At 62.3% G+C, this 25,655-nt stretch carries 19 protein-coding genes; 7 read left to right on the top strand and 12 right to left on the bottom strand.

Translation table 11 applies throughout. The features are described 5' to 3' along the window. Position 1: 1 nt before the first annotated feature. From BM151_RS18975 to BM151_RS18965, 3 genes are all read right to left on the bottom strand, one after another. A complete protein-coding gene (locus tag BM151_RS18975; protein WP_090062585.1) occupies positions 2 to 1,171 on the bottom strand; it encodes an efflux RND transporter periplasmic adaptor subunit in 1,170 nt (389 codons plus the stop codon). Positions 1,172 to 1,369: 198 nt separating this feature from the next. Next, on the bottom strand, positions 1,370 to 3,286 hold the full coding sequence (locus BM151_RS18970; RefSeq protein WP_090062582.1) for an elongation factor G: 1,917 nt from the start codon (positions 3,284 to 3,286) through the stop codon (positions 1,370 to 1,372). A gap of 128 nt (positions 3,287 to 3,414) precedes the next feature. Then, a complete protein-coding gene (locus BM151_RS18965; protein ID WP_090062580.1) occupies positions 3,415 to 4,305 on the bottom strand; it encodes a LysR family transcriptional regulator in 891 nt (296 codons plus the stop codon). A gap of 98 nt (positions 4,306 to 4,403) precedes the next feature. On the opposite strand from BM151_RS18965, the gene BM151_RS18960 reads away from it, so the two are divergent. The 4 genes from BM151_RS18960 (at position 4,404) to BM151_RS18945 (ending at position 7,430) form a co-directional block, all read left to right on the top strand. Continuing rightward, positions 4,404 to 5,087, top strand: a complete 684-nt coding sequence (locus BM151_RS18960) for an NADPH-dependent F420 reductase (RefSeq protein WP_090062577.1) — start codon at positions 4,404 to 4,406, stop codon at positions 5,085 to 5,087. 21 nt (positions 5,088 to 5,108) lie between these two features. Continuing rightward, on the top strand, positions 5,109 to 5,513 hold the full coding sequence (locus BM151_RS18955; protein WP_090062574.1) for a DoxX family protein: 405 nt from the start codon (positions 5,109 to 5,111) through the stop codon (positions 5,511 to 5,513). 116 nt (positions 5,514 to 5,629) lie between these two features. Further along, complete coding sequence (gene ygiD, locus BM151_RS18950; protein ID WP_090062572.1) at positions 5,630 to 6,448, top strand: 4,5-DOPA-extradiol-dioxygenase; 819 nt, start codon at positions 5,630 to 5,632, stop codon at positions 6,446 to 6,448. Positions 6,449 to 6,458: 10 nt separating this feature from the next. Further along, on the top strand, positions 6,459 to 7,430 hold the full coding sequence (locus BM151_RS18945; protein WP_090062569.1) for a glutathione S-transferase family protein: 972 nt from the start codon (positions 6,459 to 6,461) through the stop codon (positions 7,428 to 7,430). A 23-nt stretch (positions 7,431 to 7,453) separates the two neighbouring features. Here BM151_RS18945 and BM151_RS18940 read toward each other — a convergent pair whose 3' ends face one another. The 6 genes from BM151_RS18940 to putA all read right to left on the bottom strand — a co-directional run bounded on the left by BM151_RS18940 (position 7,454) and on the right by putA (position 20,023). Beyond that, the gene (locus BM151_RS18940; protein WP_090062566.1) at positions 7,454 to 8,359 is read right to left on the bottom strand and encodes a transglutaminase family protein; all 906 of its coding nucleotides are present in this window, start codon (positions 8,357 to 8,359) and stop codon (positions 7,454 to 7,456) included. A gap of 3 nt (positions 8,360 to 8,362) precedes the next feature. Continuing rightward, positions 8,363 to 10,786 carry a circularly permuted type 2 ATP-grasp protein gene (locus tag BM151_RS18935; RefSeq protein WP_090062564.1) on the bottom strand — a complete coding sequence of 808 codons (2,424 nt, stop codon included), beginning with the start codon at positions 10,784 to 10,786 and terminating at the stop codon, positions 8,363 to 8,365. Between the two features lie 28 nt (positions 10,787 to 10,814). Further along, positions 10,815 to 14,270: a transglutaminase family protein gene (locus BM151_RS18930; protein ID WP_090062562.1), complete on the bottom strand. Its 3,456-nt coding sequence runs from the start codon at positions 14,268 to 14,270 to the stop codon at positions 10,815 to 10,817. Positions 14,271 to 14,465: 195 nt separating this feature from the next. Continuing rightward, entirely contained in the window at positions 14,466 to 16,007 is a 1,542-nt protein-coding gene (locus BM151_RS18925; protein ID WP_090062559.1) for an alanine/glycine:cation symporter family protein, read from the bottom strand. A 25-nt stretch (positions 16,008 to 16,032) separates the two neighbouring features. Next, positions 16,033 to 16,467, bottom strand: coding sequence for a universal stress protein (locus BM151_RS18920; RefSeq protein WP_090062557.1), 435 nt, complete (start codon positions 16,465 to 16,467; stop codon positions 16,033 to 16,035). Positions 16,468 to 16,576: 109 nt separating this feature from the next. Next, positions 16,577 to 20,023, bottom strand: coding sequence for a bifunctional proline dehydrogenase/L-glutamate gamma-semialdehyde dehydrogenase PutA (gene putA, locus BM151_RS18915; protein WP_090062554.1), 3,447 nt, complete (start codon positions 20,021 to 20,023; stop codon positions 16,577 to 16,579). Between the two features lie 120 nt (positions 20,024 to 20,143). Here putA and BM151_RS18910 point away from each other — a divergent pair, with 120 nt between their 5' ends. After that, entirely contained in the window at positions 20,144 to 20,617 is a 474-nt protein-coding gene (locus BM151_RS18910) for an Lrp/AsnC family transcriptional regulator (protein WP_090062551.1), read from the top strand. Between the two features lie 54 nt (positions 20,618 to 20,671). Here the strand turns inward: BM151_RS18910 and leuB are convergent, their stop codons facing one another. The 3 genes from leuB to BM151_RS18895 form a co-directional block, all read right to left on the bottom strand. Beyond that, positions 20,672 to 21,775 (bottom strand): 3-isopropylmalate dehydrogenase, encoded by a 1,104-nt coding sequence (leuB, locus tag BM151_RS18905; protein ID WP_090062548.1) that lies wholly within the window; start codon positions 21,773 to 21,775, stop codon positions 20,672 to 20,674. Between the two features lie 62 nt (positions 21,776 to 21,837). Next, a complete protein-coding gene (locus BM151_RS18900) occupies positions 21,838 to 22,812 on the bottom strand; it encodes an endonuclease/exonuclease/phosphatase family protein (protein WP_177213228.1) in 975 nt (324 codons plus the stop codon). A gap of 68 nt (positions 22,813 to 22,880) precedes the next feature. Further along, complete coding sequence (locus BM151_RS18895; RefSeq protein ID WP_177213227.1) at positions 22,881 to 23,717, bottom strand: hypothetical protein; 837 nt, start codon at positions 23,715 to 23,717, stop codon at positions 22,881 to 22,883. Positions 23,718 to 24,090: 373 nt separating this feature from the next. Here BM151_RS18895 and BM151_RS18890 point away from each other — a divergent pair, with 373 nt between their 5' ends. Both BM151_RS18890 and BM151_RS18885 read left to right on the top strand, forming a co-directional pair. After that, entirely contained in the window at positions 24,091 to 24,744 is a 654-nt protein-coding gene (locus BM151_RS18890; RefSeq protein ID WP_090062540.1) for a CoA transferase subunit A, read from the top strand. Between the two features lie 12 nt (positions 24,745 to 24,756). Next, on the top strand, positions 24,757 to 25,419 hold the full coding sequence (locus BM151_RS18885) for a 3-oxoacid CoA-transferase subunit B (protein ID WP_090062901.1): 663 nt from the start codon (positions 24,757 to 24,759) through the stop codon (positions 25,417 to 25,419). The last annotated feature ends 236 nt before the right edge of the window (positions 25,420 to 25,655 follow it).

Below are 25,655 nucleotides of genomic sequence, written 5' to 3'. Positions count from 1 at the left end.
CTTAGAACATCCCCGGAGGGCCCATGCGTTGATTGCTCGAGGACGAGGCAGAAGACAGGCTGGCGCCGGTCACGACCTGATCGCCCTCGGACAGGCCGGAGATGATCACGGCCGTCACCTTGTTGTTGAGCCCGACCTCGACCGGCTGCGGATGGCTCGCCCCGGTATCGGCCTCATAAAGCAAGACCATGTATTGCCCGTCCGACCCCGCGCTCAGCGCCGATGACGGCACCGTCAACACGTCCCGCGCCTCGTCCAGCACGATAGACACCTGTGTGGTCATGCCGATCCGCAACAGGTGCTCCGGGTTCGCGACCTCGAGGCGGCCATTGTAATAGATCGCCGCATCCGTGCTGATCGTATCGCTGTCCTCGATCTCCGAGGGGGCCGGTTCGACATCGCGCACGGTGGCGGAAAACGGATTGTCCGGCTCGCCCAGAATGGTGAAGCTGACGCTCTGACCGGCAGCGACATGCACCACATCGGCCTCCGAAATCTCAGCCTTCACGATCATCTTGTCGAGATTGGCGATTTTCACGATGGTCGGTGAGGTGGTGTTGGCATTCACCGTCTGGCCCTCATCGACCACCACGGCCACAACCGTGCCATCGATCGGCGCGGTCACCCGGGTGCGTTCGAGCGCGATCTTGGCGGTGGAGACGGTGACTTCGGCGGAGGATTTCTGCGCCCCCAGGGCCTCCAACTCGGCCTCATAGACCTGAAGATCGGCGGTGGCGCTTTCGACATCTTCCTGCGAGGCGTAGTTTTGCGCGCTCAACCGGGTCAGACGTTCGAGCGACAATTGCGCCTTTTTCAAAGACGCGTTCTTGGCCGCGATCTGCGCCTCGATATTGGCGAGATCGGCCTCGGCCTGCAGCACGTCGTTCTTCTGATCTTCGCTGTCGATCTGGGCGATGAGATCGCCGGCTGCGACCTCGTCGCCAAGCCCGACCGCCAGGGTTTCGATCTGACCCGAGGTGCGGGCGCCGACGCTGACGAGCTGCGAGGCTTCGATCACACCGGAGGCCAGAACCGTTTCCTGCACCGTGCCGCGCGTCACCTGGGCAGTCTGCGGCGGGGCCGCCTCGCCATCCGCGCGAAACTGGGCCCAGCCGACATAGCCGGCGACAGCGATCAAAGCGACAATCAGAAAACGGTATAAGAGTTTCATATCAGACCTTTCAATGACCCGGTCCGCAATATGTCGGGTCCATCCGAGAGCGGCGACTATGAGGGTGATACGCGGGAGCCCACGCATTCCGTCGCCGCAAAACTCTCGTGCGAGACCAACCCTGGACAGAGAAAACCGCCAAGCCCAGAGGCCCGGCGGTCTTCTCCCCCCGTAGGTCTGACCAGATTATGTCACGGCTCAGTCGACAGCCGCGAGCTGGCTCACCGGTTCATAGGTCTCTTCGTAGTGATCAAGCTCCGCCTGATACCAGGCGGTGCCGCGCGTTGCGCTGCCCAAGGCCTGGAATAACTCGTCTTCGGCGGTGGCCGGCAAGAGCGCGTTGAACACGTCCCAACCGGAGGCATCCGGATTGGCCTCGAAGCCCAGAACCTGCCCCTTGAGCCCGGTGATCAGCGGCATCAGCCCGCCGGAATAGATGCTCGGCACATGGACCGCGATCTTGTCGATCGGCTGCAGCACCACCGGTTTGCACTCATTCAAAGCCTCACGCACGGCAGATTTCGCAGCGACGCGGAAGGCATAGTCGGAACTGTCCACCGCGTGGTGTTTGCCATCTGTGAGCGTGACCTTGAGATCCACCACCGGCAGGCCATTGGGTCCGGCCTCGAGCGCATCCCGCACACCGGCCTCGACCGCCGACATATAGTTGCGCGGCACCGCGCCGCCCTTGACGATCTCCTCGAAGACAAAACCGGCACCGCGCTCGAGCGGGGTCACTTCGATCACCACATCGGCAAACTGCCCGGCGCCGCCGGATTGCTTGCGATGACGGTAATGCGTCCCGCCCGGCTTGGTGATGGTCTCGCGCAGCGCCGGCGGAATATGCTGGGTCTCCACCGCGACGCCGAACACATCGGCAAGCTTCTCGATCACATGGCGCTGATGCAGCGCCCCTTGCGTGGCAAGGATCGCCTTGCCGCTCTGCGGATCCTGTTCGACCGCGAGGCCCGGATCGATATCTGCCAATTTGCCCAGCGCCACCGAAAGCCGCGCCTCATCGCGTTCGCTCTCGGGCGTCACGAGAACGCGGTTCTTCGGCTTGTGCGGCACCGCCCAGTCGGGCGTGTCGATGGCCCCCCCTGCCCCGTAAATCGGGGCCCGCAAGGCAAGGTGATCGGTTTTCACAGTGAGCGCAATTTCACCCAAGGCAAGTTCGGTCACGGCCGTCTTGGTGTCGATATCGACGAGCGACCCGATCGCGCCGCCCATCAGCTCGGCCCCGGGTTTGAGCGCGGCCCCCACGGCGCGGATCAACACGGTCTTGCCGAGATGTTTGACCTGATCGGCGAATATGCCCACGGCCACCGGGGTCTCGCCGAACCGTTCGGTCAGCGCCGCGACACCGGGCACCTCATGACGCAGGCTTTTCATCAGGCGGGTCAGCCCGTTGCCATGGGAGGCAGAGCCGAGAAAAGCCGGGATCAGATCGTGATGCTGCAACACCCGGGTGGCGACATCATAGAGCTCGTCGCTCATCGGCTTCTGATCTTCGATCAGCTCTTCGAGCAAACGATCGTCGAAATCCGCGAGATGCTCCAACAACTCGGCACGCGCCTCTTCCTCACGCGCCCGCGCAGAGTCGGGCATCTCAACCAGAGACGAGCGTTCGCCCTCATGGAAGGCCCAGGCGCGTTCGGAGATCAGATCGACCATACCGGTGATTTCGCCATTTTCGCGGATCGGAATTTCACGGAGCACGATGCCATGGGCAGAATAGGTCTGAAGCGCCGCGGCAATGTCGGCGGTGCGGTCGCTGGCGGCATCCACCTTGTTGATGAACAGAAGCGTCGGCACGCCGGACGCTTCCAGAAGCCGCAGGTAAGGCGCGGCCAGGACCGCGGCATCGGCCTCGGCCGGTACGCAGAGCACAGCGGCATCGCTCACCGCCAGCGCCGAGCCGGATTGTGCCAGCCCTTCGGCGCCACCGGGACAATCGAGGAGGCTCCAGTCCTGATCGAGATAGTTGAACATGGTCACCGCGGTCTCGCCGAACAGGCTCAGGGAGCGGGGCTTGCCCGTATCCAGCCCGGCCAGAGCCGCGGCCAATGACGATTTGCCGGATTGCGAAGGTCCAAGGATTGTGACGGTCTTCATGGCGAGTGCCTCCCGATGATTGTGCACCCACCACGGGCGCTGTCCGGGTCTACGCTATACGTCCATGGTGGGGGCTGACCTTGGCTCAGGTCAAGTTTCTCGGGTTTTGTTCAGCCATTCTCCGCCCTTCACCCGGTGTTGCGATAGTCCTGAACCGCGAAATCGATCAGCGCCCGCACCTTGCGCGGCAAACGTCTCCCCTCGAGATAGACCGCGCTCACCGGGATGGCCGGCTTGGTCACTTCGGGCAAAAGTTCGACCAGATCCCCGCTGGCAAGCGCCTTTTCAAGCACGAAACGCGGGCAAAAGGCCACGCCCATGCCCTCGGCGGCAAGATCCCGCGCCACCCGTGCGCTGTTGACCATGAACCGGCTCGGCACATCCACCACCTCTTCCTGACCTTCGGCGCCGAATTCCCAACGAGTCGCGCGCCGACGATTGGTATCGACGATACAGCTGTGCCCGGTCAGGTCCTGTGGCCGCTCTGGCGTGCCATGGGTGGCGAGATACTCCGGCGAGGCGACCAGAACCGAGCGGATTTCGCCGAGCTTCCGCGCCTTCAACACCGAGAGATCGGAGCGCCCGATGCGAAAGGCCAGATCGATGCCCTCGCGCGCCAGATCGACAAAGCTGTCGCTCAGGCGCAGATCAATGGTGAGATCGGGATGCCGCACGGTGAAACGGCTGAGCAGATCCTTGACGTAGATCTCGCCAAAGGTCACCGGCGCCGAAAGCCGCAACACGCCGGAAAAGCCGCGCGAATCCTCGGTGACCGCACCCAGCATCTCGTCCATTTCATCGAGAAGCGCAGGCGCCCGGGCCAGCAATTCCTCCCCCGCGGCGGTCAGTCCGACCCTGCGCGTTGTGCGCTGCAACAGCCGCACTCCCAGACGATCCTCCAGCTCGGCGACATATTTCGAACTCAGCCGGTTCGACATGCCAAGCCGTTCGGCCGCGGCGGTGAAAGAGCCGGTCTCCGCCGTCGCCACAAAAGCGCGCAATCCGTCGATCAGATCCATGAGACCTCCATTAAGAACAATATGACGAAAGTCATTCCACACCTTCACCATTTTATTCCGCCGAGACAAGGCGCATCTTGAGCCCATCGAAAGAACACATGGCGTCAGCAACGGCAGACAGGCTGGGACGCAAGCAACACATAAGGATCAAGACCATGAACATCGCAATTATCGGCAGCGGCAATATCGGTTCCGGCCTCGCCCGCACCCTCGCCAAGACCTCGAACGGCATCGTCATTTCCGACCAGAACGGTGGCACGGAGGCCGCCGCGAAACTGAAAGATCTGGGCGTGACGGTTCAGGCCGCCGATGTCGCCACCGCCATCAAACAGGCCGAGGTGGTGATCCTCGCAACGCCGTACAACGCCAGCCTTGAGATCGCGAAATCCAACGATTTCAGCGGCAAGATCGTCGTCGATCTGTCGAACCCGGTGACCGAGGATTTCTCTGCCCTGCAGCTGGGCCATTCCTCTTCCGCCGCCGAAGAGATCGCCAAGCTGGTCGATGCGCCGGTGGTGAAAGCCTTCAACACCGTCTTTGCCGAGCTTTACGCGGGCGATCTGACCCTCGAAGGCCGCAAGGTACAGACCTTTGTCGCCGCCGACGACGCCGCGGCCAAAGCGCGAGTGATCGAACTGGCCAATGATGCTGGCTTCGACGCCCGCGATGCCGGCGGGCTGTCGAATGCCCGTTACCTCGAACCGCTCGGCTACATGAACATCAGCTTCGGCTACATGCTCGGCCAGGGCACCAATATCGCGCCCGTCTGGCTCGCCGCGTAACCCTTTGATCGGAGACATGACATGATCGACCTGAAAACCGCCCCCTACGCCGCCCTGCTGCTGCGTCTCACCACCGGCGCCCTGTTCCTCATCCACGGGCTGACCAAGCTTTTCGTCTTCACGCCCGCCGGCACCATGGGCTTTTTCGAAAGCCTCGGCCTGCCCGGCTGGCTCGGGGCCCTGACCATGATCGTGGAAATTGCCGGTGGCATCGCGCTCATTCTCGGCATCGCCACGCGTCTGGTTTCTGCCGCTCTGATCTTCCCGCTGCTGGGCGCTGTGATCTTTGCCCATTGGGGCAATGGGTTCGGTTTCGGCAACCCGGGCGGCGGCTGGGAATACCCGGCGATGTGGGCGCTGGTGCAGGCCGCACTCGCGCTGATCGGGGATGGCGCCTATGCGCTCTACCCGCTCAAGCGCCGGTAAATGCGCGTCAGAAATTTGCGCTCATAAATTCGCACAATCATCGCGCGCTGCCGCGTCTATCTCGACGCGGCAGCGCCGGTTACCCTAGACACATCTTCCTCTGAAAGGAGCCTGCCATGAGCATCGTACAACAGCTTCAGCGTCTCAAAGACAGCCTCAAATCCTCCGACCGCCTGCCGGTCGTCTTCCTCGGCCATGGCAGCCCGATGAACGCCATCGAGGACAATGACTATTCCCGCAGCTGGAAGAAACTCGGCGAGGCCCTGCCGCATCCGCAGGCGATCCTCGTGGTCTCGGCGCATTGGATGACCCGCGGCTCGACCCTGGTCAATATCTCGAAAATGCCCAAGACCATTCACGATTTCTACGGCTTTCCAGACGAGCTTTTCGCCCAGCAATACCCCGCCCCCGGGGCGCCCGAGATGGCGCAGGAAGTGGTGAGCCTTTTGGCCAGCCACCATGCCGAGGGCGATGACACCTGGGGTCTGGATCATGGCGCCTGGTCTGTCTTGAAATTCCTCTACCCCGAGGCCGATGTGCCGGTATTTCAGCTCTCGATCGACATGAGCGCCGACCTGCCGCATCACCTCGAGATCGGTCAGAGCCTGAAAGAGCTGCGCAATCGCGGCGTGCTCATTCTCGGCTCCGGCAATATCGTCCACAACCTGCGCACCATGCGCTTTGGCGGCAAAGCCTATGACTGGGCGGAAGAATTCGACACGCTCTTCGCCGACCGGCTGCAAATGCGCGACCATGCCACGCTCACCGACCGGACCGGCCTCGGCAATCTGCTCAAGATGGCGCACCCGTCGCTTGATCACTACCTGCCGGCCCTGACCATCGCGGGCGCCTCCGACAAGGAAGATCAGCTGTTGTTCATGAATGACACGATCGACATCGCCTCTGTCTCGATGCGCAGCTTCATCTACTACTGAGGAGCCTGACATGCTTGTAGACGGCAAATGGACGAAGAAATGGGACCCGGTGCAAAAGGCCGATGCCAAGGGCCGCTTTGTGCGGCAGGTCTCGAGCTTTCGCAACTGGATCACCCCGGACGGCACAAAAGGGCCGACCGGGGAGGCCGGGTTCAAGGCGGAAGCCGGGCGCTACCGGCTCTATGTCGCCTATATCTGTCCCTGGGCCTCGCGCACGCTGATGGCGCGGAGTCTGAAAGGGCTCGAAGAGATCATTCCGGTGACCGTGGTGAACCCGGTGATGACCGATCAGGGCTGGCAATTCGGTGGCTATGACGACGCGGATGAAGACCCGCTCTTCGGATCCACCTACATGCACGAGCTTTACACCCAGGCCGATCCGAACGTGTCCGGCCGGGCCACCGTGCCGGTGCTCTGGGACACCAAGACCCAGACCATCGTCAACAATGAAAGCGCTGACATCGTCCGCATGTTCGACACGGCCTTTGACGAGCTCATCGCCCTCGAATTCAAACAGGTGCGCCTCTACCCCGAGGATCTCGCCGCTGAAATCGAGGCGCTCAACCCGGAGATCTATGACAAGCTCAACAATGGCGTCTACAAGGCCGGGTTTGCCTCGTCTCAGGAGGCCTATGACGAGGCCGTCGCCGGCGTGTTCGAAACCCTCGACATGCTGGAAGCCCGGCTGACCGGCGAGTATCTGTTCGGCGGCCGCTTCACAGAAACCGACATCCGCACTTTCGTGACGCTCATCCGCTTTGATGCCGCCTATCACGGCGTGTTCAAATGCAACCGCAAACAGATCGCCGATTACCCGCGTCTCTCGGCCTATATGGAACGGATCTACCGCCTGCCGGGCATTCGCGAGACGGTGAACATGGACCATATCACCCGCGGCTATTACGCGATCAAAGCGCTGAACCCGACCCGTATCCGCCCCACCGGACCGAAACATATCGAGGCGCTTCTTGCGTCGGCCTGAGCCTCGGTTCGGCTCAGTGCCGCTCAGCGCGGCGCGCTGATCTCCAGCGGCAGGACATCGACCGCCTGTTCGCTGTCCTGCCCGCCCGAGGAGCGCAGCGCACCACGCACCGGTGCGACATCGCCATAATCGCGCCCGTGCCCGAGCGTGATGTAATCCGACCCGGCGAATTGATTGTTCGTCGGGTCGAACTCAACCCAGCCCAGCTGTTTGCCGGCCCAGGCACGCACCCAGGCATGCATCGCATCCGCCCCTTCGAGACGTGGCTGACCCGGCGGCGGAAAGGTCCGCAGAAAGCCGGAGACATAGCCCGCCGGAATGCCGATGCCTCTGAGCGCTGCGATCATCACATGGGCGAAATCCTGACAGACCCCGTGGCGGTTCTCGAACGCCTCCTCGGGGCTGGTATCCACATCGGTGGCTTCCGGATCGAAGCTCATGTCGCGATGAAGCGCCCGGCCCAGGGTCTCGACCGCTTTGAGCACCGTCACACCCGGCTCTGCCGTCGTTTCAAGACAGTCCCAGCCATAGTCGGTGATCTTCGGGGACAGCCTGACGCGTGGCGAGGCCGCCACAAAATGATGCGGCGAGCCGGGCGCGATCGAGGCCATCTGAATCAACTCCTGATGCAGCTCCTCCAGCGGCGGCGACAGATCCAGCAGCGGCGCCGGTTCGAACCGTTCGATTCGCGCCGAAAGATGCAACATCAGCGCATCGATGGGGCGATGCCAGGCCACCATACAGGTCTCATTGCCGAAGAAATCCCGCCCGTCGCGCCGTTCCTGCGGCTGCGGTTCGATGGTCAGACGCCGCTGCACCAACCGCTGCACGCCGGCGACATCACCGGGCAAAAGCCGCAAAATGTTGCGCGTCCGATCCGACGACGCATCATAGCGGTATTCGATGGTCAGGCGCAGATCATACAGCATCGCTCACCTCAGATAGATCGAGGACAGGAGATCTGAAATCCCCGCAAGTTCCGCGCGGATCTCGATCAGACGCTGCGAGCTCACGTCCTGCGGCGCGGCACAGGCCAGCCCCGCCTCGAGCGGCAGGATCGCCCGCAACAGCGCCGAGGGCCGGCCATGCTCATGGGCATGCGGCAGAGCTTCGGCATGTCTGCGCAGCTCCCGGATCTGGAACAGAAGCGCGCGCGGATTGTCGGCATCGAGCGCCAGAAGATCGACCACCGCATTGCGGCTGGTCTCAACCCGGTAGCGCCGCTGATGGGTGATGATCGAATCCCCGACCTCGACCGCCAGATCGAGCGAGCCATCCGGGGCGCCGGGATCGGCAAATTCGGCCAAGAAGGCCGCCACCGCATCGGCGCGCTCGAGCGCCCGGCCAAAACTCAGGAACCGCCAGCCGCTCGAACGGTACATGTTCTCATGCACAAGCCCGCTGATCCCGGCGATCTTGCGCACCAGAACCGACATGGCGCGGGCGCAATCGTCGCCGGGCTGCACCGTCTTGGTCATCCGGCGCGCGGTTTTCAACAGATCGCCCAGTGCCAGCAACCCGTCGGTCGAAAACCGGTCACGCACCCGCATGGCACAGCCGCGCGCCGCCACGATCCGGGCGATCAAAGCATGGGGCAGAGGCTCCTCGAGATTGATGCCGAAACCGGCGAGATAGGCGCGCACGGACTTGAGCCGCGCATCGCCACGATTGTCGGTCGCCGCCAGCCGCAGATGATAGGCCCGGACCAGACGTGCCGCATCCTCGAACCGTTCGACATAGCGCCCGAGCCAGAACAGATTGTCGGCGGCACGTGCCGGCAAGGTTCCCGGGCTGACCCGCAGATAGGATTCATCCCTGTCGCTTTGGGTAGCATGCCGTGTCAGAGGCCGGTCGGAGACCACCCAGACATCGGCCACGGACCCGCCGCGCTGCATCGCCAGTGCGGTTGAATCGCCCGAGCGTCCGATCCGGGCGTAACCGCCTTTCATGAATTTCCATCCGCTCGACGTTCGCGCCGCGAACACCCGCACCGTCATCGGCTTGGGCACGACCGAACCACCGCCCGCGCCATCCTCCTGCCACGCCGGTGTGGTCGAGAGGGTCACCGCCTCCTGACCGACCAGCCGGTCGCCTTCGCGATCGAGCCAATCGGCGATCGAACCCATGGCGGTGCCGCGAAACTCTCCGCCCAGCGCCGTGGTCGCGCCGAGATCGAAGGGCAGGTTCACCGCATCCGCCGGGCTGATCAGCATATTCTGGGCATTGTCATGCACATAGGCGCGCTCGGCGGCACCGCCGCACCACCATGTGGCGATATTCGGAAGGCGCAAAGATGCCCCGGTCAGCACCTCGCTAATCCGCGGCATGAAGGCCATCATCGCCCGCATTTCCAGAACCCCGGACCCAAGCGCATTGGCCATCGCCAGATGCCCGGTCCGCACCGCTTCCATCAGGCCCGGTGTGCCGATCTGGGAATGCGGGTTGAATTCCAGCGGATCGGCGAAACTGGCATCGATCCGCCGCCAGAGCATGCCCAAGGGCTGCAGCCCCTCGATGGTGCGCACCATGGCCTCGCCATTCTCGACCACGATATCCTCACCCTCGAGCAGCATCATCCCGAGATAGCGGGCGATATAGGTGTGCTCGTAATAGGTGTCATTCGAGGGGCCCGGGGTCAGGATACCGCTCACCCGCGGGTGTTTGAAAGATGGAGAGGCGAGATCCTCCATCGCGTCGCGAAAAGCACTGAAGAAGCCGGCGAGCCTGTGGATATGCGCCCGCGGGAAACGTTCCGGGAAAATGCGCCCGGTTGCCATCCGGTTCTCCAGCGCAAACCCTGCACCCGAGGGCGCCTGTGTCCGGTCGCCCAGCACGAACCACGATCCGTCGGGCGAGCGCCCGATCTCGAAAGCGATGAAATGCAGATAATGGCCGCCGCGCGGCTGGACCCCGACCATCGGACGGAGCCATTGCGGCGAGCGGGCAATGAGTTCAGCCGGCAAATGCCCGTCCGAGACCAGTTGCCCCGGCCCGTAGAGATCGGCCATCACCCGTTCCAAGAGATCCGCGCGCTGTGTGAGCCCTTCGCAGATGTGCTCCCATTCCTCCTCGTGCAGGATCACCGGGATATGCGAGAGCGGCCAGTCGCGCTCGGTCAGCGGATCATTGGAATATTGCCGGTAGAACACACCGGCATCGCGCAGATATTGATTGCCGCGCTCAAACCGCGCCTGAATATCCTCGGGCGACAGCCGGGAAAACCGTTCCACGAAACGGCGCCAGACGGGCCGCATCTGGCCCGAGGCATCAAACAGCTCATCGGCCACGCCGGGGGTTTGCCGGTAGGCGGCAAACAGATCCCTTTGTGCGGAGACCCCTGTCGGGCTTTGCGTCATCTCAGGTCGGCTACGTTGCTCAGGTGTTTCACAAGAGCCCAATGGGCCGCCGGAGGTCAAGCGTCAAGGGAAACTCCGGATGCGGCATCTCTGTCGCGGGCGTATAGCTTCCCGGCGTATGACCATAGGGTTCGAACCGCGCCAGACGCCGCGCCTCCGCCTCGTTGCCATTGACCGGGAAAGTGTCGTAATTGCGCCCGCCCGGATGCGCGACATGATAGGTACAGCCCGCGATGGCCCGTCCGGTCCAGTCGTCATAGATGTCGAAATGCAGCGGCGCGTTGACCTTGAGCACCGGATGCAGCGCCTCGGGCGGCTGCCAGGCCTTGAACCGCACGCCAGCGACCGAAACGCCCGAGATCTGGGTACGCGCAAGCGGCACCGGCCGGCGGTTGCACATGACCCGATAGCGATCCTGATGCAGGGTCGTCATCTTGACCTGAAGCCGCTCGACCGAGCTATCCGTATAGCGCACCGTGCCGCCAATCGCCCCGGTCTCGCCCAGCACATGCCAGGGTTCCAGAGCCTGACGCACCTCGAGATGCACGCCTTCCGCTTCGATCTGTCCACAGAAGGGGAAGCGGAACTCGGCCTGCGCCTTGAACCATTCGGGGTCCATGTCGAACCCGTGGTGTTTCAGATCGGCCAGCAGCGACAGCAGATCTTCCCAGAGGTAATGCGGCAGCATGAACCGGTCGTGCAGCACCGTGCCCCAACGCACCGGCTTGCCCTCGACCGGCGCATTCCAACAGCGGGCGATGATGGCGCGCAGAAGGAGCTGTTGCGCCAGAGACATGCGCGGGTCCGGCGGCATCTCGAAGCCGCGGAATTCCACGAGACCCAGACGCCCGGTCGGCCCGTCCGGCGAAAACAGCTTGTCGATACAGATCTCCGCCCGGTGGGTGTTGCCGGTGACATCCGTGAGCATGTTGCGCAGGAGCCGGTCCACCAACCAGGCGGGCGGCACGGCGGCCTCCGAGGGAGGCTTGATCTGCGACAGCGCGATTTCCAACTCGTAGAGCGTGTCATGGCGCGCCTCATCGATGCGCGGCGCCTGAGAAGTCGGCCCGATGAACAGCCCCGAGAACAGATAGGACAGCGACGGATGGCGCTGCCAGATCAGAATGAGCGACTTGAGCAAATCCGGACGCCGCAGGAAAGGGCTGTCCGGAGGGGTCGCGCCGCCGACCACAACATGGTTGCCACCGCCGGTGCCGGTGTGGCGCCCGTCGATCATGAATTTATCGGCACCGAGCCGCGACTGGCGGGCTTCCTCATAGATCGCCTCCGTGGTGGCGACGCAATCATCCCAGCTGTGGGCCGGATGGATGTTCACCTCGATCACGCCGGGATCGGGGGCCACACGGATGACATTGAGCCGCGGGTCCTCGGGCGGGGAATAGCCTTCGACATGGATCGGCAGACCCAGCTCAGCGGCGGTCTCCTCCGCCGTGGTCAGCAGATCGAGATAGTCCTCGAGCGTCTCGCATGGCGGCATGAACAGGCACAGGCGTCCGTCGCGCGGCTCGATCGCGATCGCGGTCCGGACCTGACTGGTTTCGGGATCGACACCCTGCGCAATCAGGGCCTGACGCACGGTGTCGTCGTGCTGCGCTTCAGAGACCGGCTGGCTGTGGCCTTCGGAGGTTTCCGGCAGAAGCTCGGATTTCTCCTTGGCTTCCCGCGCTGCCGCGGCCTCTTCCTCTGCGGCAAGCTTGGCGATCTCGGCCTCGATCCGTTTGCGACGCTCGGAAACCTCCGCATGGAAATCCGGCAGCGGCGCATGATCCTGCATCGGATCGGACGGATAGGAATAGGGGTAGGAGGCGGGTGGAATATGCGGCAGCGCCCCCAGTGGCAGACGGAAGCCCACCGGGCTGTCTCCGGGAATGAGGAACAGATGCCCGCGCCGGGTCTTCCAAACCTCGGACAGCCAGGTCGACCCGGCCTTCGACTGCCAGCGCTGGATCGGCAGGATGTAGCCAGAGGGTTCGGTCAACCCGCGCTCGAACACCCGGGCATAGCGGGCGCGATCCTCCGGGTTCTTCAGCTTGCTGTTTTCCGGGCTGACATTCTCCGGCAGGAGCGATTCCTTCAAAATCCATTCGCCCGGATCCTCATAGGCCGGCTGGGCACAGACCGGATCGACGCCTAGATTGGCGGCAAAGCGGGTCATGAACGCCCCCGCGTCCTCGGCACCCGCCGGGCTCGGCGTGTCTTCCCGGGCGATCAGCTCCGGGTTCTTCCACACCGGTTTGCCATCGCGACGCCAGTAAAGCGAGAAGGTCCAGCGCGGCAAGCTCTCGCCCGGATACCATTTCCCCTGACCGTAATGCAGGAAGCCACCGGGGGCGAAACGGCCCTGCAACCGGCGAATGAGCGTATCCGCCAGCGCCCGCTTTTGCGGCCCGACCGCTGCCGTGTTCCATTCGTCGCTCTCGAAGTCATCGATCGACACGAAGGTCGGTTCACCGCCCATGGTCAGGCGCACATCGCCTTTTTCAAGCGCCTCATCGACCTTGTGGCCCAGAGTGTTCAACCGCTCCCAGCTTTCTTCCGAGAAGGGCATGGTGATCCGCGGATGTTCGGCGACGCGCTTGACCTGCATGTCAAAGTCAAACGTGACCTCGGGCGTGCCGACCGCGGCAAAGCCCCCGGCGATCGGTGCGGCGTTGCGGTAATGCGGCGTGGCGGAAAGCGGGATATGGCTCTCCCCGGTCAAAAGCCCCGAGGTCGGGTCGAGCCCGACCCAGCCGGCCCCGGGCAGAAAGACCTCGCACCAGGCGTGCAGATCGGTGAAATCATGATCCGTGCCAGACGGCCCGTCCAGCGCCTCGAGATCGGGTTTGAGCTGAATGAGATAGCCGGAGACGAACCGCGCGGCAAAGCCCAGATGCCGCAGCACCTGCACCAGCAACCACGAGGAGTCGCGACACGACCCGGATTTGCACGACAGCGTCTCGTCCGGCGTCTGAACCCCCGGCTCCATCCGGATCGTGTAATCAACATAGTCGGAGATCTTCGCGTTCAATCCGACGAGAAAATCAACCGTGCGCTCCTTTTCCCCATCTTGTGGAAAGTCGATCGAACCCATGAATTGCGCCAGAAGCGGGCCTTCGGGTTCCGGCGTCCGATAGATCACCAGATCGTCCTTGAGATCATCCGGATAGTCGAACGGCCAATGTTCGGCACTTTCTTCGACGAAGAAATCGAACGGGTTGTAGACCGTCATATCGGCGACCAGATCGACCTCGATCTTGAATTCGCGCACCGGTTCCGGAAACACGAAACGCGATTGCCAGTTGCCATAGGGGTCTTGCTGATGATTGACGAAATGCTCTGCCGGCGTGACTTTCAAGGAATGCGAAATCACCCGTGTGCGGGAATGCGGCGCGGGCCTGAGACGGATGATTTGAGGCCCCAAGTCGACGTTGCGGTCGTATTTGTAATGGGTGACGTGATGGATGGATGCATAGATCGCCATGGCCCTGAAATCGCCCTTTCCCGGTCTGTATTGCCTTTGAGCCTATAAGCCCACCCAAGGTGCATCACGAGCAAAACGACCGGTTGCCCCGGCATGGGCCTAATTTCGAGCCGAACGTCTATTTTTTAACCAGAGCAAACAACAAAGCCGTGCCACGCAGAGACGCGGCACGGCTTGTTCTTTCCCCGTGAGAGATCAGTTGAACTTCTTGATCTCGCCGGTTTTCAGACGGTCGAGATAGGACCAGACCTCGCGTTTCACGATCGGCATCAGGGCGTAGAGCGCGATGATATTGACCACGGCCATGGCAAAGATCGCCGCATCCGAGAAATCGATCACCGGGCCGAGGCTCGCCGCCGCGCCGACGACGACGAAGAGGCAAAAGATCACCTTGAAGCTCAGGGCCGCGCCCTTGCTCTCACCAAAGAGAAAGGTCCAGGCCTTGAGCCCGTAATAGGACCAGCTGATCATGGTCGAGAAGGCGAACATCACCACGGCGATCACCAGAATGTATTTGAACCAGCCGAAGCTCGAGGAAAACGCCGCCGATGTCAGGGCCACACCTGAGGACCCATCGAGCGTCTGGATCGTGCCGCCCTCGGTCAGGATGTAGCGACCGGTTTCCGGGTCGGCGACGAGTTGACCGGTGATGATGATCACCAGAGCGGTCATGGTACAGATCACCACCGTGTCGATGAACGGTTCCAGAAGCGACACGAAGCCTTCGGTCGAGGGCTCCTTTGTGCGCACGGCGGAATGCGCGATGGCGGCGGAACCGACACCGGCCTCGTTGGAAAAGGCGGCGCGTTTGAAGCCCTGGATCAGCGCCCCGGCCATGCCGCCCGCGACCCCGAGCCCGGTAAAGGCGCCGGCAAAGATCTGTCCGAAAGCCCAGCCGATCATGTTGAAATTCATCAAGAGGATGATCAGCGCGGTGCCGACATAGAGCACGCCCATGATCGGCACGATCTTTTCGGTCACCTGGGCGATGGATTTCAGCCCGCCGACGATCACCGCAAAGACCAGCGCGGCAAAGATCACCCCGGTGATCACCCCCGGATAATCGCCGATCACGCCGGAGATCTGCGCATGAGCCTGATTGGCCTGGAACATGTTGCCGCCACCGAAAGAGCCCAGAATGGTGAAGATCGAAAACAGCACGGCGAGCACCCGGCCACCGGGCAGGCCACGTTCCTTGAAACCCTTGGTCATGTAATACATCGGCCCGCCGGAGACGGTGCCGTCGTCCAGCTCATTGCGGTATTTCACGGCGAGCGTGCATTCGGTGAATTTCGAGGCCATCCCCATCAGCCCTGCAAGGATCATCCAGAAGGTCGCCCCCGGGCCACCGATGCCGACCGCCACCGCGACACCAGCGATATTACCGAGCCCGACGGTGCCGGACAAAGCCGTGGCGAGCGCCTGGAAATGGCTCACCTCACCGGCATCATCCGGATCGGAATAATCGCCTTTGACCAGCGCGATCGAATGCGGAAAGGCGCGGAACTGAATGAACCCGAAATAGAGGGTGAAAATCGTCGCCGCGACGACGAGCCAGGCGACGATCCAGGGAAAGCTGGTGCCGGGAAACGGGCTGAAGATCAGGTTGACGAACCAGCCCGTGGCGCTGGCGAAAACCGAATTGATTTTTTCATCGATGGATTGTGCGAATGCGGGTGTTGCCGTGGCTGCAAAGAGCAATGGCATCAAACCCGCGCGTTTGAGAGTGCGTTTCATGAGTGTCCCCAAAATTGTCTGTGCGTTACGGCAGGATCGTCAGAGCGACCGGGCAGGATTGCGCCAGCGAACTGGCGACGGAGCCAAAGAGCCGGGTCGACAGGTTGGATTGACCGGTGCGGCCGACGACCAGTTGCACCGCCTCTTCCTTTTTGACGATCTTGATCAGCGTCTCGGCCACATGGCCGTAGGTGATGACGGGTTTGAGCGGCACGCCGCTGTCGGCGTATTTCGCGATCATCGGGCTGATCACCGCCTCTTCGGCGCGTTTGAGCTCTTCCTTGCGGCGCTTGTGCCGCTGTTCGATCTCGTCAGGGGTCAGGAACTGGTAAGGGGACCATTCCAGCACATAGGCCACAACGACGGAGCCGTTGAGATGTTTGGCGCGGTCGACGGCAAATTCCAGCGCCCGAACTGCGCTGTCACTGCCGTCATAGGCCACGACGATAGTATTGGTCATATGACTTCTCCTGGTTGGGTGAAATGGGCCCTTTGGCGGGCCACTTATTGGTGTTCAATATGTCAAAAATGCTGAGGGAAGGGGCGCTCCCCTGCCCTCAGCATGCGGCTCAGACCGGCCCGTCACCAGACAAAAGCGCCGCATTGCCGCCCGCGGCGGTGGTATCGACGCAGAGATGGCGTTCATGCAGGACATGTGCCGCATCGGGCAGCGCCGTGAGAAACGGCAGGATCGGCCCCAGACGCTGCGCCAGCGCCGTGGCATAGGCCCGCGTGTTCGGATGATCCGCCCCGCCCCACCAGATCGCACCGCCGAATCCGGTGACGGTCTTGAGCGCATGGCTCGGCAAAAGCCCCTCGGCCCGGACCGCGACACCGCCCAGCGCCTCGACCGCCTCGGCCTGCGCGCGGGTGGCATCAAGCCCCGGCCCGAGACAGAGGAAAGGCGGCCGCACATGGGTCGAAAGCGTATTGGCCTCGCCGGTCGGGCCGGGAAGCTGTTCGGAGGACAGGGCCTCCGTCGGCACCGTCACCGCGTTGATCGCGCGCTGGATCGCTGCGGCATCCATGGGGGCCTCCCAAGTTCCGGCCACTTGCGGCCCCTGCGGCGTTGCAAACCGGTCGAGATAGCACGGCCCGCCGGCTTTCGGCCCAGTGCCCGAGAGTCCCTCACCACCGAACGGTTGCGAGCCGACAATGGCGCCGATCTGGTTGCGGTTGACATAGAGATTGCCGACATGCAGCCGATCGCAGACCTGTTGCACCCGGTCATCGATCCGCGTGTGCAGCCCGAAGGTCAGCCCATACCCCGTCGCGTTAATCGCATCGATCACCTTGTCGAGATCGCGCGCCTTGTACGTGGCGACATGCAGCACCGGCCCGAAGATCTCGCGTTCCAGCTCCTCGATCCCGGCGACCTCGATCAGGGTCGGGGCGACGAATGTGCCAGCATTCGGCGCCTTGAGACGGTGGAGCACCTGAGCGCTGCGCCCGGCGACATAGGCGTCAATCTGCGTCTTGGCCTCCCGATCGATCACCGGACCGACATCCGTGGCAAGCTCCCAGGGGTCACCGACCGCAAGTTCGTCCATCGCGCCCTTGATCATCTCGATCAGCGCAGGCGCGATATCTTCCTGGACATAGAGGCAGCGCAGCGCCGAACAGCGCTGACCCGCCGATTGGAAAGCAGAGGCGACAATGTCACGTACGGCTTGCTCCGGCAGGGCGGTGCTGTCGACAATCATTGCATTGAGCCCGCCGGTCTCTGCGATCAGCGGCGCGCCGGGGGTGAGGTTTTTCGCCATGGCGCGCTGAATGCGCTTGGCCGTCTCGGTCGAACCGGTGAAAACAACGCCATCGATCCGCGGATCAGAGGTGAGCGCCGCACCTACGGTCGGGCCATCGCCGGGCAGAAGCTGCAAGGCGCTCCGCGGCACACCGGCCTCGTGCAGGAGCGCCACCGCATGCGCGGCAATGAGCGGAGTCTGTTCGGCGGGTTTCGCCAGAACCGCATTGCCCATCGCCAGCGCGGCGGCGATCTGGCCGGTGAAAATGGCGAGCGGGAAATTCCACGGCGAAATGGCCGTTACCCGCCCGAGCGGCAGGGCGTCGGGACGGCGCTCCGCCTCCCCCGCATAATAGCGCAGGAAATCCACCGCCTCGCGCAATTCCCCGACGGCGTCGAGCTGGGTCTTGCCCGCCTCGCGCGCCAGAAGCGCAAAGATCACGCCGAAATCGCGCTCGTAGAGATCCGCGGCCTTGCGCAGAATGGCGGCGCGTTCCGTCACCGGCGCGTCCCAGATCGCAGCATCGGACATCGCCCGGGCGACACAGTCCTGATCGGCCTGAACCACCGAGCCGATAACCTCACCTGTGGCGGGGTTGCGCAGGTCCACGGCACCGCCCGTCGCTTCACCCACCGTGAGCGGTGTGGCTTGCAGGGGTGCAAGGCTCTTGCGCCCGTTCTCGATCCGGGCGAGCGTCTTGTCATCGCTCAGGTCATAGCCTTCGGAATTGCGGCGGCTTTCTCCGAACAGCGTGGCGGGTGGCACCAGCCCGGCAGGGGCCATGGCCCCCGGCAGCATGTCGAACGGATCGCCGGCGATTTCCTCGGGGCTGACCTCCTCGTCGACGATCTGATTGACGAAGGAGGAGTTGGCACCGTTTTCCAACAGGCGCCGCACAAGATAGGCCAGAAGATCGCGATGCGCGCCCACCGGCGCATAGATGCGGCAACGGCTGCCCTCTTCTTTCAGGACGATGTCATGCAGACGCTCGCCCATGCCGTGCAGGCGCTGGAACTCGAACTGCGTGTCGCCGGCCAATTCCAACACGGCGGCAACCGTATGGGCGTTATGGGTGGCGAATTGCGGATAGATCCGGTCGCTGTAGCGGATAAGCTTTTTCGCATTGGCGATATAGCTGACATCGGTGGCGGTCTTGGAGGTGAAAAGCGGAAAATCCGGATGACCCTCGACCTGCGCGAGTTTCATTTCCGTGTCCCAATAGGCGCCTTTCACCAGCCGCACCATCAGACGGCGGTCCAGCACCTCGGCCGTTTGATAGAGCCAGTCGATGACATGACCGGCGCGTTTGCCATAGGCCTGCACCACCACGCCGAACCCGTCCCAGCCAGCCAATTCCTCATCGGCCAGGACCGCGCGGATCACCTTGAGCGACAGCGTCAGCCGCGCCTGTTCCTCGGCATCGATGTTGAAGCCCATATTGGCGGCACGCGCCTGTCGCGCCAGATCGCGCAGAACCGGCACCAGCTCGTCCATGACACGGGCTTCTTTCGCCACCTCGTAGCGCGGATGCAGGGCGGAGAGTTTCACGGAAATCCCCGGGTTCTCGGCCACCGAGTCTTTGGTGCAGCCCTTGGCGATCTCAACCATCGCCTCAGAGTAGGCCCTTGCATAATGCTCCGCATCCTTGCGGGTCATCGCCGCCTCGCCCAGCATGTCATAGCTATATGTGTAGCCCTTGGCCTCCTGGCCCTTGGCCCGGGACATCGCCGCTTTGATCGTCTGACCGAGCACGAATTGCTGCCCCATTTCCTTCATCGCGCGGGACACGGCGGCGCGGATCACCGGCTCGCCCAGACGTTTGACCAACCCGCGCAGCGTTCCCGCCATGCCCGGCTGCTCATCGTCCAGCACCCGGCCCGTCAGCATCAAGGCCCAGGTCGAAGCATTGACCATGGTCGAGGACGAATGCCCCATGTGCTGGCCCCAGTCCGAAGGCGCGACCTTGTCCTCGATCAGATCATCGATGGTCTCGCGATCCGGCACCCGCAGCATCGCTTCGGCGAGACACATCAGCGCCACGCCTTCGCGGGTCGACAGCCCGTATTCGGCGAGGAAATATTCCATCAGTGTCGGCGCAGAGTCCTTGCGGATGCGTCGCACATAATCGGCGGCCCGATCGGAAATGCGATTGCGCAAAGACAGGGGCAAAGCGGTTTCGGTCAGCAACCGGTGCAGAACCACCGCCTCATCGCTGAACTTTTCAGAGGACAGAACAGAGCTCAGATCGCTGAGAGACGCAGAGTAACCCATGGTGAAATCCTGAAGCTAGGGGATATTTACCCTATGATACACGGTTTCAACCTAGTGATTTTCCCATATTATGTGATATGGCATGACATAATCACCATTATTAAGGAAATTTTTGGTCCAATGCTAAAGGACATCGATTCCTATGACCGCAAGATTCTCGACTGTCTCGCCACCGATGCCCGTATGTCGATCACCGAACTGAGCCGTAAGGTCGGCTTGTCAAAAAACCCGGTGACCCTGCGCGTTAAGGCGTTGGAGGCCGCCGGGATCATCACCGGTTACCGGGCGATCCTGTCGACGCAACAGCTTGGGCTGAGCCATGTTTCCTTTGTCGAGGTCAAGCTGACCGACACCCGCGACACGGCACTCAGAGAGTTCAACGACGCGGTGAAAGCCGTGCCCGAAGTGTCGGAATGCCACATGATCGCCGGCAATTTCGATTACCTGCTGAAAGTGCGCACCGCCTCGATGGAAGACTATCGCGAGGTGATGGGACGGAAGATCTCGAGCCTGCCGCATGTACAGGCCACCTCGACCTTCGTGGTCATGGAAGCCGTGGTCGAACAGACCAACCCGCCGTTGCCCGATCTCTAAAGACATGAAAAGGGCGCCCGAAGGCGCCCTTTCACAGATTGGATTGGTCCAGTCTTAGAGCGAGGCGTCCAGCGCCGCGATAATCGCGTCGCCCATGCCGGAGGTCGACACCGGGGTGACGCCTTCATCGGCCAGCAGATCGCCGGTGCGCACACCATCGGCGAGCACTTTTTCGATCGCGGTCTCGAGACGGGTCGCCTCGTCGCCCTGATCGAAGGAATAGCGCAGCGCCATGGCGAAGCTGAGGATACAGGCGATCGGGTTGGCCTTGCCCTGACCGGCAATGTCGGGCGCGGAGCCGTGCACCGGCTCGTACATCGCTTTCGGGCGACCGTTTTCCATCGGCGCGCCGAGAGAGGCGGAGGGCAGCATGCCCAAGGAGCCGGTGAGCATGGCGGCACAGTCGGAAAGGATATCGCCAAACAGGTTGTCGGTGACGATCACATCGAACTGTTTCGGCGCCCGCACCAGCTGCATCGCGCCATTGTCGGCATACATATGCGACACGGCAACTTCCGGGTAATCCTTGGCCACCTCTTCGACGACTTCGCGCCAGAGAATGCCGCTCTCCATCACATTGGCCTTTTCCATCGAGCAGAGTTTCTTGCCCCGTTTCATCGCCAGCTCAAAGGCGGCGATGGCAACGCGACGGATCTCGCTCTCGGTGTAGCGCTGGGTGTTGATGCCGACACGCTCGTTGCCCTCGGTGATGATGCCACGCGGCTCACCGAAATAGATGCCCGAGGTCAGCTCGCGCACGATCATGATGTCGAGACCGGCGACCACGTCTTTTTTCAGGGACGAGAAATCGGCCAGCGCGTCGAAACACTGTGCCGGGCGCAGGTTGGCGAAGAGGTCCATTTCCTTGCGCAGGCGCAGCAGACCGCGTTCCGGTTTCACGGAGAAATCGAGCACGTCGTATTTCGGACCGCCCACGGCGCCCAGAAGCACCGCGTCCACCTCCTGGGCTTTCGCCATGGTTTCATCGGCGAGCGGCACACCGTGCTTGTCGTAGGCGGCACCGCCCACGAGATCCATGGTCACATCGAATTTCAGGTCGCGCTTTTCGCCGTACCAGTCGATGATCTTGACCACTTCGGCCATCACTTCGGGGCCAATGCCGTCACCGGGGAGAATGAGAAGAGAAGGCGTGCTCATGGTCGCGTCCAGTCCTTGGTTTTCTTAAGGTCGGCTCGGCGTAACGGCTGCATGCCCCTTCGTCAAGGAATGGGAGCGATATCAACCCAGACGAGCCCGTGCCGAAAGTCGTTTTTTTCCGATTTTCCCGTGTGCCAGGCGATACCCGAGGCCAAAACCGTCAAATCGGCAGAGGGTAGGACATAATCGACCCGCAGATTCCCCGGCACCGGATCGCCCCAATCCGCCGTGTCCAAAGCCGGATCGCCACGCTGGCCGGGATTGGCCATCTCTGCCCCATGATCGGCGACGGGACGCGGGTCCTGCAAGCGCGGGTCAGTGAGCAATGCCTGCATCTGGTCGCGCCGCCCGTCACCATCCATCGGGTCGAGATTGCTGTCGCCCAGAAGGACAAACGGACCTTCGGGCGCCGACACCGACAGGTTCCCGTCGAGATAGAGCGACCAGAACCGCGTCTCGTCACCATTGCGCCGCCCGTTGCGATCCTCCTCGCCATCGAACACCGGCGAGGTGGCGGCATAGGCGAACAGATGCAGCCGGGCCTCGCCCCAGACCAGCGGCACATCCCAATGCACATGCGAAGAAAGCCGCAACACATCGAGATCTCCCTCATCGAAATACCCCTCCGGCAATTGCGCCCCGGGCAGATCGTGCCAGAGCATCTCGGAGAAATCGCGAAACCCCGCCATGTCAACCGGCAGTCGCGACAGCAATGCCACGCCCCCCTGCCCCGTAAACTCCCCGTAGGATTGCGCATCTTCCGGCTCGCCCAGATGCCCATCCTTGTCCAAATCACGCCCCGTCGGGCGCCCGGAATTGCCGAGCCGGGTCAGGAGATAGGGATAATCGAGCCCTTCGGCGAAAGCCCGAAGCACCACCGCGTCGGGATCGGTGTCGAAGCCGGTGAGCAGGATCACATCCGGTGACAGCTCCCGAAGATGCGCCTGCGCCGCCGCGACCTGCGGGTCGCCCTCGAGAATATCCTGTAGCAGCAGCCCCGGCCCCTTGCGGCTCAGCTCGACATGCCAGGTCGCCACGCGCAGCACATCCTGCGCGCAAGACGCATGAGAGAGCCACAAAAGAACAAGTGCTAGAAGGGTCCGGATCAGGCCGGCATCTGTTCGAGATCGGCACGGGCGTAGGCCTGACGCCGTTTCTCCATGATCATCGAGGCCACACGCCCCATGGCGATGCCCCGCATGAACAGAGAAGATGGCAGGAAGGCCCATGCCGCAACGACCCAGATCATCGATTGATCATTGAAAACGCTCAGACCTCCGAACAGGTCCGAGGCCGAGTCTATCACGGCCGGGATCACGAAAGGCAGCAAAAATCCGATCACCACATTGACCCGCGCATCGCGGCGCAGACGCGCCACCACATCGCCGCCGACAGTCGGATCGAACGTCGGCAGGTTGATCCAGACATTGAAAGAGCCGGAGCGCGACGGCCAATGTCCGAGACGCAGCACGATCAGAAAGATCGACAGGGCCATGAGCGAAATCAGATAGCTCATACCCGCGGCCTCGCGCATCATTTCGATATCGGTGAGCGAACTGCCCTCGGGCAGAGCCAGCAGCATCAGCCGCACCGGCGAATAGGGAAAATCGAGCACATAGCCAATGAGCGCTCCGATCGCGGTGACGAATTCGGAAATCGGCCCCGGCGTGGTGGTCCCGCGCAGGATCATCGTCAGCAACAGCACGGTGATGAACAAAGAGCCGAAACGCAGCCGGTTGAACGGCGGCGCATCGCGGAACTCGATCAACCCGGGATAAGCGGACACATATTCGAAAAAGGTGAGCGCCGCACCGAACAGGGCAACCAGAGCAACAACCTGAGCCGTGTCGCTGGGCACGGAGGGCAATAGCACAGAGGGCATCGTGACCAGCAAAATCACGAAAGCCGCACGCACAAGCGCTCCAAGAATCCGCTGAATCACGGTCCACTTCCCTTCAAACTGGTCGAGTGCGATACGAAGCCGCGCTCTTTTCCCATTTTGATTCCGCCAAATATGGCAGGCTGCCTCAATCTTGCCCAACTTTTGCCCCTTTTCGACTTGCGCAGCAAGGAATGGTTAAGGTTAACGATTGAAATTGGGCGGTTTCGTGGACAAAGCGGTGCGATTTTGCATCATTGTCCGCCATCCTTGTGGTCGGCAGAACAGCCCACACCAGATCTAGCGGCGCGCCGGGTCCCTTCTCTCCTTTATCCTGCTTTCACCTATTTTCGCACATGTTTGACCCAGAGCATGGAATCGCTGCCTTTTTAGGCATGATATCCTCCGCGCGAGGAAAACCACTGGAGGAGACAATATGCATCTGGCCATATCTGTAGAGGAAGCCGTGGATCTCATCCCGGACGGGGCGACGGTCATGCTCTCGGGCTTCATGGGAGTCGGCGTCCCCGACGGGATCGTCCATGCGCTGGCTGGCGCCGGCAAAAGGGAGTTGACGCTGATCTCCAATGACACGGCCCGCGATGCCACCGGCCCCGGCCCGCTGTTTGCCGCGCATTGCGTCAAGAAACTGATCTGCAGCCATATGGGGCTCAACACCATCGTGCAGGCACAATTCGCCTCCGGTGAGCTGGAAGTCGAGCTGGTGCCACAGGGCACGCTGGTCGAACGCATCCGCGCCGCCGGCGTCGGGCTTGGTGGCATTCTCACCCCCACGGGCGTCGGCACGAAAGTGGCCGAAGGCAAGGAGATCGTCACCCTCGATGGCAAGGATTTTCTGCTGGAGAAACCCTTGAAGGCGGATTTCGCGCTGATCGCGGCGCGCAGCTGTGACTATGTCGGCAACCTCGCCTATATGCTGACCGCGACGAATTTCAATCCGATCATGGCGCTCGCCGCCGAGACGGTGATTTGCGAACCCGAAGAGATCGTGCCCGTCGGCATGATCCCACCGGATCTGGTCAAAACCCCCGGCGTGCTTGTCGATCACGTCATCAGAGCATCGGCATAAGGAGGCATGATCATGAACCCGAAAGAACTCATTGCCCGCCGCGTCGCTCAGGAAATCGCACCGCGCAGCCTGGTCAATCTCGGCATCGGCATCCCGACCCTGGTCTCCGATTATCTCGATGAATCCCTTGGCGTGTTCTTCCAGGCCGAAAACGGCGCCGTCGGCATGGGCCATCGCCCGCCCGAAGGCATGACCGACCGGCATCTTACCGATGCCGGTGGACGCTTCGTCTCCTTCGTTCCCGGTGCCTCGACGCTCGACAGTGCCTTTTCCTTCGGCCTCATTCGCGGTGGCCATCTCGATCTGACCGTGCTTGGTGCGTTGCAGGTGGATGAAAAAGGCCATCTGGCGAATTGGGCGATCCCCGGTCATTACACCCCCGGCATGGGGGGCGCGATGGATCTGGTCACCGGCGCGAAAAAGGTCATCGTCGCCATGCAGCACACCGCCAAGGGCGAGTCGAAAATCGTGCCGGAATGCACATTGCCGCTGACCTCGCAGCGCCAGGTCGACCTGATCGTCACCGAATTGGCGGTGATGAAACCCGAAGAGGACGGGCTGCATCTGCTCGAGCGTGCTCCGAATGTCCCGGTCGAGGTGATCAGGGAAATGACTGCCGCGACCCTCATCACCTCGGGGGAGGTGCCGGAAATGCAATTGAACGCCTGTCCGTAACGGCAAAACCCAAACGACGGGGGGCTTCGGCCCCCTTTTTGATTTCAAGACCCCGGCGCAGACCACTTGGCCGATCTGGCAAGCTGTTGCCGAAAACCACCGGGGCTTTCCGCCGAATTGCCGAAACCCGCCGAAAAACGCGCGGGTTTCCGCATGTGGAAGGCGATAGGACGCGCAAAGTCTTCCCAATGATTTCCAACACTTGAGCCTTTCTCAGCCACACGTATCTCTCAGGG

The sequence above is a fragment of the Celeribacter neptunius genome, from assembly GCF_900113955.1.
Classification (GTDB): domain Bacteria; phylum Pseudomonadota; class Alphaproteobacteria; order Rhodobacterales; family Rhodobacteraceae; genus Celeribacter; species Celeribacter neptunius.
The sequence above is the reverse complement of the archived record's forward strand: the minus strand, read 5'-3'. Positions and strand labels throughout refer to the sequence as shown.

Excerpts from the sequence above, each read along its gene's own strand:
- BM151_RS18975 (WP_090062585.1), bottom strand. The coding sequence starts at position 1,171 with ATGAAACTCTTATACCGTTTTCTGATTGTCGCTTTGATCGCTGTCGCC.
- BM151_RS18970 (WP_090062582.1), bottom strand. The coding sequence starts at position 3,286 with ATGAAGACCGTCACAATCCTTGGACCTTCGCAATCCGGCAAATCGTCA.
- BM151_RS18965 (WP_090062580.1), bottom strand. The coding sequence starts at position 4,305 with ATGGATCTGATCGACGGATTGCGCGCTTTTGTGGCGACGGCGGAGACC.
- BM151_RS18960 (WP_090062577.1), top strand. The coding sequence starts at position 4,404 with ATGGCGTCAGCAACGGCAGACAGGCTGGGACGCAAGCAACACATAAGG.
- BM151_RS18955 (WP_090062574.1), top strand. The coding sequence starts at position 5,109 with ATGATCGACCTGAAAACCGCCCCCTACGCCGCCCTGCTGCTGCGTCTC.
- ygiD (WP_090062572.1), top strand. The coding sequence starts at position 5,630 with ATGAGCATCGTACAACAGCTTCAGCGTCTCAAAGACAGCCTCAAATCC.
- BM151_RS18945 (WP_090062569.1), top strand. The coding sequence starts at position 6,459 with ATGCTTGTAGACGGCAAATGGACGAAGAAATGGGACCCGGTGCAAAAG.
- BM151_RS18940 (WP_090062566.1), bottom strand. The coding sequence starts at position 8,359 with ATGCTGTATGATCTGCGCCTGACCATCGAATACCGCTATGATGCGTCG.
- BM151_RS18935 (WP_090062564.1), bottom strand. The coding sequence starts at position 10,786 with ATGACGCAAAGCCCGACAGGGGTCTCCGCACAAAGGGATCTGTTTGCC.
- BM151_RS18930 (WP_090062562.1), bottom strand. The coding sequence starts at position 14,270 with ATGGCGATCTATGCATCCATCCATCACGTCACCCATTACAAATACGAC.
- BM151_RS18925 (WP_090062559.1), bottom strand. The coding sequence starts at position 16,007 with ATGAAACGCACTCTCAAACGCGCGGGTTTGATGCCATTGCTCTTTGCA.
- BM151_RS18920 (WP_090062557.1), bottom strand. The coding sequence starts at position 16,467 with ATGACCAATACTATCGTCGTGGCCTATGACGGCAGTGACAGCGCAGTT.
- putA (WP_090062554.1), bottom strand. The coding sequence starts at position 20,023 with ATGGGTTACTCTGCGTCTCTCAGCGATCTGAGCTCTGTTCTGTCCTCT.
- BM151_RS18910 (WP_090062551.1), top strand. The coding sequence starts at position 20,144 with ATGCTAAAGGACATCGATTCCTATGACCGCAAGATTCTCGACTGTCTC.
- leuB (WP_090062548.1), bottom strand. The coding sequence starts at position 21,775 with ATGAGCACGCCTTCTCTTCTCATTCTCCCCGGTGACGGCATTGGCCCC.
- BM151_RS18890 (WP_090062540.1), top strand. The coding sequence starts at position 24,091 with ATGCATCTGGCCATATCTGTAGAGGAAGCCGTGGATCTCATCCCGGAC.
- BM151_RS18885 (WP_090062901.1), top strand. The coding sequence starts at position 24,757 with ATGAACCCGAAAGAACTCATTGCCCGCCGCGTCGCTCAGGAAATCGCA.